We start from the raw sequence: 8852 nt of genomic DNA on the forward strand, positions 1-8852 counted from the left end.
TCCTGGTGTATCGTCCCGACAGGGGTGCGCCGCCGACCGGTCGGCGGCGGGGATGGACATTCAGCTCTGTGAGGGGGGCGACGGGCGATGCACGGCCTATGGACGAACGATCCGACGCGGCGGAGCCGCCGACGGCGACCCTGGCGCACGACCGCGCACGGGCACGAGCGGCACCTGAGCCGGCCCGGCCCGCACCCCCGGCCGGGCGCCCGGCGGAGGCATCCGCACCGGCCCCCGAGGTGCCCCGGCGCGGCCCGCACCGGGAGGGCGCGGTGAGCGCGCCGCCGGTGACCACGACCGCGCCCGACGGGGCGCCCCCCGCACCGCGGCGGCCCGTCCGTACGACCCCGGCCCCGCCGCCGGTGCCCGGCGACGGATCGCGCCTGGCCCAGCAGCTCGCCCTCGCCGTGCTCTGCGCGGCCTACGGCATCGGCTCGGCCTTCGACTGGGGTGATCAGCAACTCGCGCTGGTCATGGGCGACTTCGGGCTCAGCGCGGCGGCCGGCACCGCCGCGGTCTCCTGCTTCCTCTACGCCCGCAGCCGCCGTGTCCGCTTCCGCCCCGCCTGGCTGCTCTTCGCCCTCTCCTCCGCGATGGCCGCCCTGGGCAACGCGGTCTGGGGGTGGTACGAGGTCGTCCTCGACCGTGCCGTGCCCAGTCCGAGCTACGCCGACCTGTTCTTCCTCTGCTTCGCGCCGCCCGCCATCGTGGGCCTGCTGGTCCTCGCCAAACGCCCCGTGAGCCGGGCCGGCTGGATCTGTCTCACGCTGGACGCCTGGCTCATCGGCGGCTCGCTGCTCACCCTCTCCTGGAGCCTCGCGCTCGCCCAGACCGCCCGGATCGACGGGCCGAGCGTCGAACACACCGCCCTCTCGCTGGCCTACCCGCTGCTCGACATCGTGCTCGTCAGCATGGTGCTCGCGCTGCACTTCAGGCGCAGTCCGGGCAACCGCACCGCCGTCAACACAGCGATCGGCGCCCTCGCGCTCACCGTGATGTGCGACGCGCTCTTCACCTCCCCGCTGCTCCACAGCAGTTACCGCTCCGGGCAGCTGCTGGACGCGGGCTGGTTCGCGGGCTCCCTGCTGCTCGCGTACGCCCCCTGGGCCGCCCCCCGAGGGCGCGAGGGCGACCGGGGCGCGCCGGACGGGCACACCCGCGTGGTGCACGAGCATGTGCCGGGCCAGCGCGGACCGGTCACCGCGCAAGCGCATCCACCGGGCACGGAGGGCCACCGCTATCCGGCCGGCCGGCCGCTCACCGGCTCCCTCGCCGCCCTCACCCCGTACCTCGCCGCCGCCGTCTGCACCCTGGGCATCCTGTACAACGTGCTCAACGGGCGCCGGCCCGACCACGTGGTGCTGATCACCGCCGGTGCCGTGGTGCTCGCCCTCGTCATCCGCCAGGGCATCATGCTGCTGGACAACATCACCCTCACCCAGGAACTGGCGCAGAAGGAGAACCACTTCCGCTCCCTGGTCCAGGGCTCCAGCGACGTCATCATGATCGCCGCGCCCAACGGCGTGCTGCGCTACGTCTCCCCGGCCGCCGCCGGGGTCTACGGCAGCACCGCCGAGGCCCTGATCGGCATGGAACTGGCGGCCCTCATCCACCCCGAGGATCTGGACTGCGTGGTGTACGAGGTGCGCCGCTTCCTGGCCGCCGACCCGCTGGCCCAACCCACCACCCGCATCGAGTGCCGCTTCCGCTCGGGCGGGGGAGGCTGGCTCAACGTGGAGTCCACCGTCAACCGCCACCACGGCGGTCTGATCTTCAACAGCCGTGACGTGACCGAGCGGGTGCGGCTCCAGGCCCAGCTCCAGCACAACGCCGAGCACGACCCGCTCACCGACCTGCCCAACCGCGCGCTGTTCACCCGGCGCGTCCAGCAGGCCCTGTCCGGACGCCGGGCCACCGACCGGGGCGCCGCCCTGCGTGGCACCGCCGTCCTCTTCATCGACCTGGACGGCTTCAAGGCCGTCAACGACACCATCGGCCACCAGGCCGGGGACGAGCTGCTGATCCAGGCCGCGCGCAGACTCCAGGACTCCGTCCGCCAGGGGGACACCGCCTCCCGGCTCGGCGGGGACGAGTTCGCGGCCCTGATCACCGGCGACGGCACCCGCGACCGCGCCGCCCGGGAGCGGCACATCCTGGAGCTGGCCGACCGGCTCAGGATGACCCTTTCGCAGCCCTACGCCATCGACGGCAACGATGTCCGGGTCAACGCCTCCATCGGCGTCTCCTTCGCCGAACCAGGTCTCGGCGCGGGTGAGCTGCTGCGCAACGCCGACCTGGCGATGTACCGCGCCAAGGCCGGCGGCAAGGGCCGGGTGGAGCTGTACAAGCCCCAGATGCAGCAGGACGTCGTCCGTAAGGCCGAGCTGGCGGGGCGGTTGCGAGCCGCGCTGCACGAGGGCGAGTTCGCGCTGCTGCACCAGCCGGTGGTCTGCCTCGCCGGTGGCCGGATCGCCTCGGTCGCCACCCACGCGCGCTGGCGCTCGGCCCAGGGTGTGCTGTTCACCCCGGCCGAGTTCCTGCGCGTGGCCGACGAGGGCGACCGCACGACCGAGCTGGAGCGCTGGATACTCCAGGAAGCGGTCGAGCAGGCCGCCGAGCGGGCCGCGGGCGGCCTCGTCGTCCCGGTGGCCGTCCGGATGAGCGCCCGGCGGCTGCTGGACCGCTCCCTGCCGCTGGGCTCCATCGAGGCGCTGCTGACCCGGCACGGGCTGCCGCCCGGCGCGCTGATCATCGAGGTGTCCGGCACCGACCCCCGGATCTCCCTGGACGAGCTGGAGCGGCGCCTGACCGCGCTCAGCCGCCTCGGGGTACGGATCGCGCTCGACGGCTTCGGCAGCGGCTACGCGGCCATCACCGCCCTGCGCAGACTCCCCGTGGACATCCTCAAGCTCGACCGCGGGCTGATCGAGGGCGTCGTGGAGTCCGCCCGGCTGCACAAGATCACCAGCGGGCTGCTGCGTATCGCGGGCGACCTCGGCCTCCAGTCCGTCGCCGAGGGCGTGGACCTGCCGGAACAGATCGTCGCGCTGCGTGCCATGGGCTGTACCCACGGCCAGGGTATGGCGTTCGCCGGGCCGGTGGACGAGTACCGGCTGCGCCGGGCGCTCGCCTCCGGCCGCTTCCCCGTGCCGCACGCCCCCGCCGAACCGGTGTTCGCCGGAAAGGGCGTCGGGCGGTACTCCGGGAGCATGTCCACGGTGTTCGGCGCCACCACCCTCCGCTCACATGATGAGACGGCTGTCCCACCCACTTGACACACGGTGCGCGCCGGAGGGAGGGTCAATGCCATGCGCACCCGAATTCTCGTACTTGGAAAGCGCGTCGGCTGAACCGAGCAGCGACCGGACAACGTCCGGAACGCTCAGTGACCTCCCCGACGCGCTCCCCTCGCCTGCCCTTGCGGCACGAGGGGTTTTTTGTTGCACGAGTGCCCTTCGTGCCGCCCCCGCTCCGCCCACACAGCGGCCTGTACCGCTCACACCTCGTGAAAACCCTCAAGCTCGAGAAGAGAAGCCGATGACCGAGCAGGCCACCGGGGCCCACCATCCGCAGCCGCGGCCCCGATCCGGAGGACAGCACTCCGCCACCGTCGAGCATGTGACGGGTGCGCAGTCCCTCATCCGTTCCCTCGAAGAGGTCGGCGCGGACACGGTGTTCGGCATCCCCGGCGGCGCGATCCTCCCGGCGTACGACCCCCTGATGGACTCCACCCGGGTCCGCCATGTGCTGGTCCGCCACGAGCAGGGCGCGGGGCACGCGGCCACCGGTTACGCCCAGGCCACCGGCAAGGTCGGGGTCTGCATGGCCACCTCGGGGCCGGGCGCCACCAACCTGGTCACTCCCATCGCCGACGCGCACATGGACTCGGTGCCGGTGGTGGCGATCACCGGGCAGGTCGCGTCCAAGGCGATCGGTACCGACGCCTTCCAGGAGGCGGACATCGTCGGCATCTCCATGCCGATCACCAAGCACAACTTCCTGGTCACCAGAGCCGGGGACATCCCGCAGGTCATCGCTCAGGCGTTCCACATCGCCTCCACCGGCCGCCCCGGCCCGGTCCTGGTCGACATCGCCAAGGACGCCCTCCAGGCGAAGACCACCTTCTCCTGGCCGCCCGTGCTGGACCTGCCCGGCTACCGCCCGGTGACCAAGCCGCACGCCAAGCAGATCCGCGAGGCCGCCAAGCTGATCACCAGCGCCAGGCGGCCCGTCCTCTACGTCGGCGGTGGCGTCATCAAGGCCGGCGCCACCGCCGAGCTGAAGGTCCTCGCCGAGTTGACCGGCGCCCCGGTCACCACCACCCTGATGGCACTCGGCGCCTTCCCCGACAGCCACCCGCAGCACGTGGGCATGCCCGGCATGCACGGCTCGGTCACCGCCGTCACCGCGCTGCAGAAGGCCGACCTGATCGTCGCCCTCGGCGCCCGCTTCGACGACCGCGTCACCGGCCGGCTGGACAGCTTCGCGCCCTACGCCAAGGTCGTGCACGCCGACATCGACCCGGCCGAGATCGGCAAGAACCGCGAGGCCGACGTGCCGATCGTCGGTGACGCCCGCGAAGTGCTGGCCGACCTGATCCAGGCCGTGCGCAAGGAGCACGACGAGGGCCACCGCGGCGACCACACCGCCTGGTGGAGCGACCTGAACCGCTGGCGGGACACCTACCCCCTCGGCTACGAGAAGCCCGAGGACGGCTCGCTCTCCCCGCAGGCGGTCATCGAGCGGATCGGCCGGCTCGCCCCCGCCGACACGATCTTCGCGGCGGGCGTCGGCCAGCACCAGATGTGGTCGGCCCACTTCATCCAGTACGAGCAGCCCGCGACCTGGCTCAACTCCGGCGGCGCGGGAACCATGGGGTACGCGGTCCCGGCCGCGATGGGCGCCAAGGCCGGACAGCCCAGCCGCACGGTCTGGGCGATCGACGGCGACGGCTGCTTCCAGATGACCAACCAGGAACTGACCACCTGCGCCCTGAACAACATCCCGATCAAGGTCGCCATCATCAACAACGGCGCCCTCGGCATGGTCCGCCAGTGGCAGACCCTGTTCTACAACCAGCGCTACTCCAACACCGTCCTGCACTCCGGCCCCGACGGACCCGCGGGCCCCGGCGCCGGCACCCGCGTCCCCGACTTCGTGAAGCTGTCCGAGGCGATGGGCTGCTACGCCATCCGCTGCGAGCGCCCCGAGGACCTGGACAAGGTCATCGAGGAGGCGAACGCGGTCAACGACCGTCCGGTCGTCGTCGACTTCATCGTCCACGAGGACGCGATGGTGTGGCCGATGGTGGCCGCCGGCACCTCCAACGACGAGGTCATGGCCGCGCGGGGCGTGCGCCCCGACTTCGGCGACGGCGACCAGGACTGACAAGCGGATTCGAGCGAGAGAGACCACGACCCATGTCCAAGCACACGCTCTCCGTCCTGGTGGAGAACACACCGGGCATCCTCGCCCGGATCGCCGCCCTCTTCTCCCGGCGCGGCTTCAACATCGACTCCCTCGCGGTGGGTGTCACCGAGCACGCCGACATCTCCCGCATCACCATCGTGGTGAACGTCGAGGATCTGCCGCTGGAGCAGGTGACCAAGCAGCTCAACAAGCTCGTCAACGTGCTGAAGATCGTCGAGCTGGAGCCCGGACAGGCCGTTCAGCGTGAACTCGTTCTGGTGAAGGTCCGCGCGGACAACGAGACCCGCTCGCAGATCGTGGAGATCGTCCAGCTGTTCCGCGCCAAGACCGTCGACGTCTCCCCGGAGGCCGTCACCATCGAGGCCACCGGCTCCGGCGACAAGCTGTCCGCGATGCTGAAAATGCTGGAGCCCTTCGGCATCAAGGAGCTGGTGCAGTCCGGCACCATCGCCATCGGACGCGGCTCCCGCTCCATCACCGACCGCTCCCTGCGCGCCCTCGACCGCACGGCGTGAGCACCGGCCCGGCCGCCCGGAGAGGGCGACCGGATGCCGAGACCCCGAAACCTTCCGTCCCCCCACCGCAATACGGTGGACGCAAGCCCCGCACCTCAAGGAGAGAACCAGTGGCCGAGCTGTTCTACGACGCCGACGCCGACCTGTCCACCATCCAGGGCCGCAAGGTCGCGGTCATCGGCTACGGCAGCCAGGGCCACGCCCACGCCCTGTCGCTGCGGGACTCGGGCGTCGACGTCCGCGTCGGTCTGCCCGAGACCTCCAAGTCCCGCGCCAAGGCCGAGGAGCAGGGCCTGCGCGTGGTCACCCCGGCCGAGGCCGCCGCCGAGGCCGAGGTCATCATGATCCTGGTCCCGGACCCGCTGCAGGCCCAGGTCTACGAGGAGTCCATCGCCCCGAACCTGGAGGACGGCGACGCGCTGTTCTTCGGCCACGGCTTCAACATCCGCTTCGGCTTCATCAAGCCCCCGGCCGAGGTCGACGTCTGCATGGTCGCCCCCAAGGGCCCCGGCCACCTGGTCCGCCGCCAGTACGAGGAGGGGCGCGGCGTGCCCTGTATCGTCGCGGTCGAGCAGGACCCCACCGGCGACGCCTTCCCGCTGGCCCTGTCGTACGCCAAGGCCATCGGCGGCACCCGGGCCGGCGTCATCAAGACCACCTTCACCGAGGAGACCGAGACCGACCTGTTCGGTGAGCAGGCCGTGCTCTGCGGCGGTACCGCCGCCCTGGTCAAGGCGGGTTTCGAGACGCTGACCGAGGCCGGGTACCAGCCGGAGATCGCCTACTTCGAGTGCCTGCACGAGCTGAAGCTGATCGTCGACCTCATGTACGAGGGCGGCCTGGAGAAGATGCGCTGGTCCATCTCCGAGACCGCCGAGTGGGGCGACTACGTCACCGGCCCGCGGATCATCACCGACGCCACCAAGGCCGAGATGAAGAAGGTCCTCGCCGAGATCCAGGACGGCTCCTTCGCCAAGAACTGGATGGACGAGTACCACGGTGGCCTGAAGAAGTACGCCGAGTACAAGAAGCAGGACTCCGAGCACCTGCTGGAGACCACCGGCAAGAAGCTGCGCAAGCTGATGTCCTGGGTCGACGAAGAGGCGTGAGCCCGAATGCGGCCCGCCGGGCGCCACCCTTGGCGGGGTGCCGCCCGGCAGGCCGCCGCGCCACTACACTGCTGCACAACAAACGCGTCAGGCCCACAGTGTCGTGCGTCTTCCACGCGGCTAGCACCCTCCACCGCCAGCGGCCGTCGGGACGGCCGTCCGCACTGGACTTGTGAGGACTCACGTGAGCTCGTACCCCACTCGAAAAGCCACGGTACTCATCGCTGAAGAGCTGTCGCCCGCGACCGTGGACGCGCTCGGGCCGGACTTCGAGATCCGGCACTGCAACGGAGCCGACCGCGCAGAACTGCTGCCCGCCATCGCCGACGTGGACGCGATCCTCGTCCGCTCCGCGACCAAGGTCGACGCCGAGGCGATCGCCGCGGCCAGGAAGCTGAAGGTCGTCGCACGAGCGGGCGTCGGCCTCGACAACGTCGACGTCTCCGCCGCCACCAAGGCCGGCGTGATGGTCGTCAACGCCCCCACCTCCAACATCGTCACCGCCGCCGAGCTGGCCTGCGGTCTGCTCGTGGCCAGCGCGCGCAACATCCCGCAGGCCAACACCGCCCTGAAGAACGGCGAGTGGAAGCGCAGCAAGTACACCGGCGTCGAGCTGGCCGAGAAGACCCTCGGCGTGGTCGGCCTCGGCCGCATCGGCGCCCTGGTCGCCCAGCGGATGTCCGCCTTCGGGATGAAGGTCGTCGCCTACGACCCCTACGTACAGCCCGCGCGGGCCGCGCAGATCGGCGTCAAGGTGCTGTCGCTGGACGAGCTGCTGGAGGTCTCCGACTTCATCACCGTCCACCTGCCCAAGACCCCCGAGACCCTCGGCCTCATCGGCGACGAGGCGCTGCGCAAGGTCAAGCCGACCGTGCGTATCGTCAACGCCGCGCGCGGCGGCATCGTCGACGAGGCCGCGCTGTACGCGGCGCTGAAGGAGGGCCGGGTCGCCGGCGCCGGGCTCGACGTGTACGCGAAGGAGCCGTGCGTCGACTCCCCGCTGTTCGAGCTGGACCAGGTGGTCTGCACCCCGCACCTGGGCGCCTCCACCGACGAGGCCCAGGAGAAGGCGGGTGTCGCGGTGGCCCGTTCGGTGCGCCTCGCCCTTGCCGGTGAGCTGGTGCCGGACGCGGTGAACGTCCAGGGCGGTGTCATCGCCGAGGACGTGAAGCCGGGTCTGCCGCTGGCCGAGCGCCTCGGCCGCATCTTCACCGCCCTCGCGGGCGAGGTCGCGGCCCGCCTCGATGTCGAGGTGTACGGCGAGATCACCCAGCACGATGTGAAGGTGCTCGAACTCTCCGCACTCAAGGGTGTGTTCGAGGACGTGGTGGACGAGACGGTCTCCTATGTCAACGCCCCGCTGTTCGCGCAGGAGCGCGGTGTCGAGGTCCGCCTGACCACCAGCTCCGAGTCGGCCGACCACCGCAACGTGGTCACCGTGCGCGGCACCCTCGCGGGCGGCGAGGAGGTGTCGGTCTCCGGCACGCTGGCCGGCCCCAAGCACGTCCAGAAGATCGTCGCGGTCGGCGACTACGACGTGGACCTGGCGCTCGCCGAGCACATGGTCGTCCTGCGCTACGAGGACCGCCCCGGTGTCGTCGGCACCGTCGGCCGGGTCCTCGGCGAGGCGGGTATCAACATCGCCGGGATGCAGGTGGCCCGCGCGGCGGCCGGCGGCGAGGCGCTGGCCGTGCTGACCGTGGACGACACCGTCGCGCCGGCCACGCTGACCGAGCTGGCCCAGGAGATCGGGGCGACCTCCGCCCGTTCGGTCAACCTGGTCTGAGCCGTACCTGAG

The 8852-nt window shown here is 71.2% G+C and carries 5 protein-coding genes; all 5 read left to right on the top strand.

Annotation, left to right across the window (positions count from 1 at the left end):
* Window positions 1–272: 272 nt before the first annotated feature.
* The 5 genes from ACFWN1_RS14230 (at window position 273) to serA (ending at window position 8840) form a co-directional block, all read left to right on the top strand.
* Window positions 273–3275 carry a putative bifunctional diguanylate cyclase/phosphodiesterase gene (locus tag ACFWN1_RS14230; protein WP_384361162.1) on the top strand — a complete coding sequence of 1001 codons (3003 nt, stop codon included), beginning with the start codon at window positions 273–275 and terminating at the stop codon, window positions 3273–3275.
* A gap of 262 nt (window positions 3276–3537) precedes the next feature.
* Window positions 3538–5388 carry an acetolactate synthase large subunit gene (locus tag ACFWN1_RS14235; RefSeq protein WP_384361151.1) on the top strand — a complete coding sequence of 617 codons (1851 nt, stop codon included), beginning with the start codon at window positions 3538–3540 and terminating at the stop codon, window positions 5386–5388.
* 32 nt (window positions 5389–5420) lie between these two features.
* On the top strand, window positions 5421–5945 hold the full coding sequence (gene ilvN / locus ACFWN1_RS14240) for an acetolactate synthase small subunit (protein WP_161189469.1): 525 nt from the start codon (window positions 5421–5423) through the stop codon (window positions 5943–5945).
* A gap of 110 nt (window positions 5946–6055) precedes the next feature.
* Window positions 6056–7054 carry a ketol-acid reductoisomerase gene (gene ilvC / locus ACFWN1_RS14245; RefSeq protein WP_384361156.1) on the top strand — a complete coding sequence of 333 codons (999 nt, stop codon included), beginning with the start codon at window positions 6056–6058 and terminating at the stop codon, window positions 7052–7054.
* A gap of 184 nt (window positions 7055–7238) precedes the next feature.
* Complete coding sequence (gene serA / locus ACFWN1_RS14250) at window positions 7239–8840, top strand: phosphoglycerate dehydrogenase (RefSeq protein ID WP_384361159.1); 1602 nt, start codon at window positions 7239–7241, stop codon at window positions 8838–8840.
* Window positions 8841–8852: the final 12 nt, after the last annotated feature.

Source organism: Streptomyces sp. NPDC058459 (assembly GCF_042721685.1).
Classification (GTDB): Bacteria; Actinomycetota; Actinomycetes; order Streptomycetales; family Streptomycetaceae; genus Streptomyces.

What these genes read in the sequence shown, in the direction of transcription:
- ACFWN1_RS14235 (WP_384361151.1), top strand. Translation starts at nt 3,538, where the DNA reads ATGACCGAGCAGGCCACCGGGGCCCACCATCCGCAGCCGCGGCCCCGA.
- ilvN (WP_161189469.1), top strand. Translation starts at nt 5,421, where the DNA reads ATGTCCAAGCACACGCTCTCCGTCCTGGTGGAGAACACACCGGGCATC.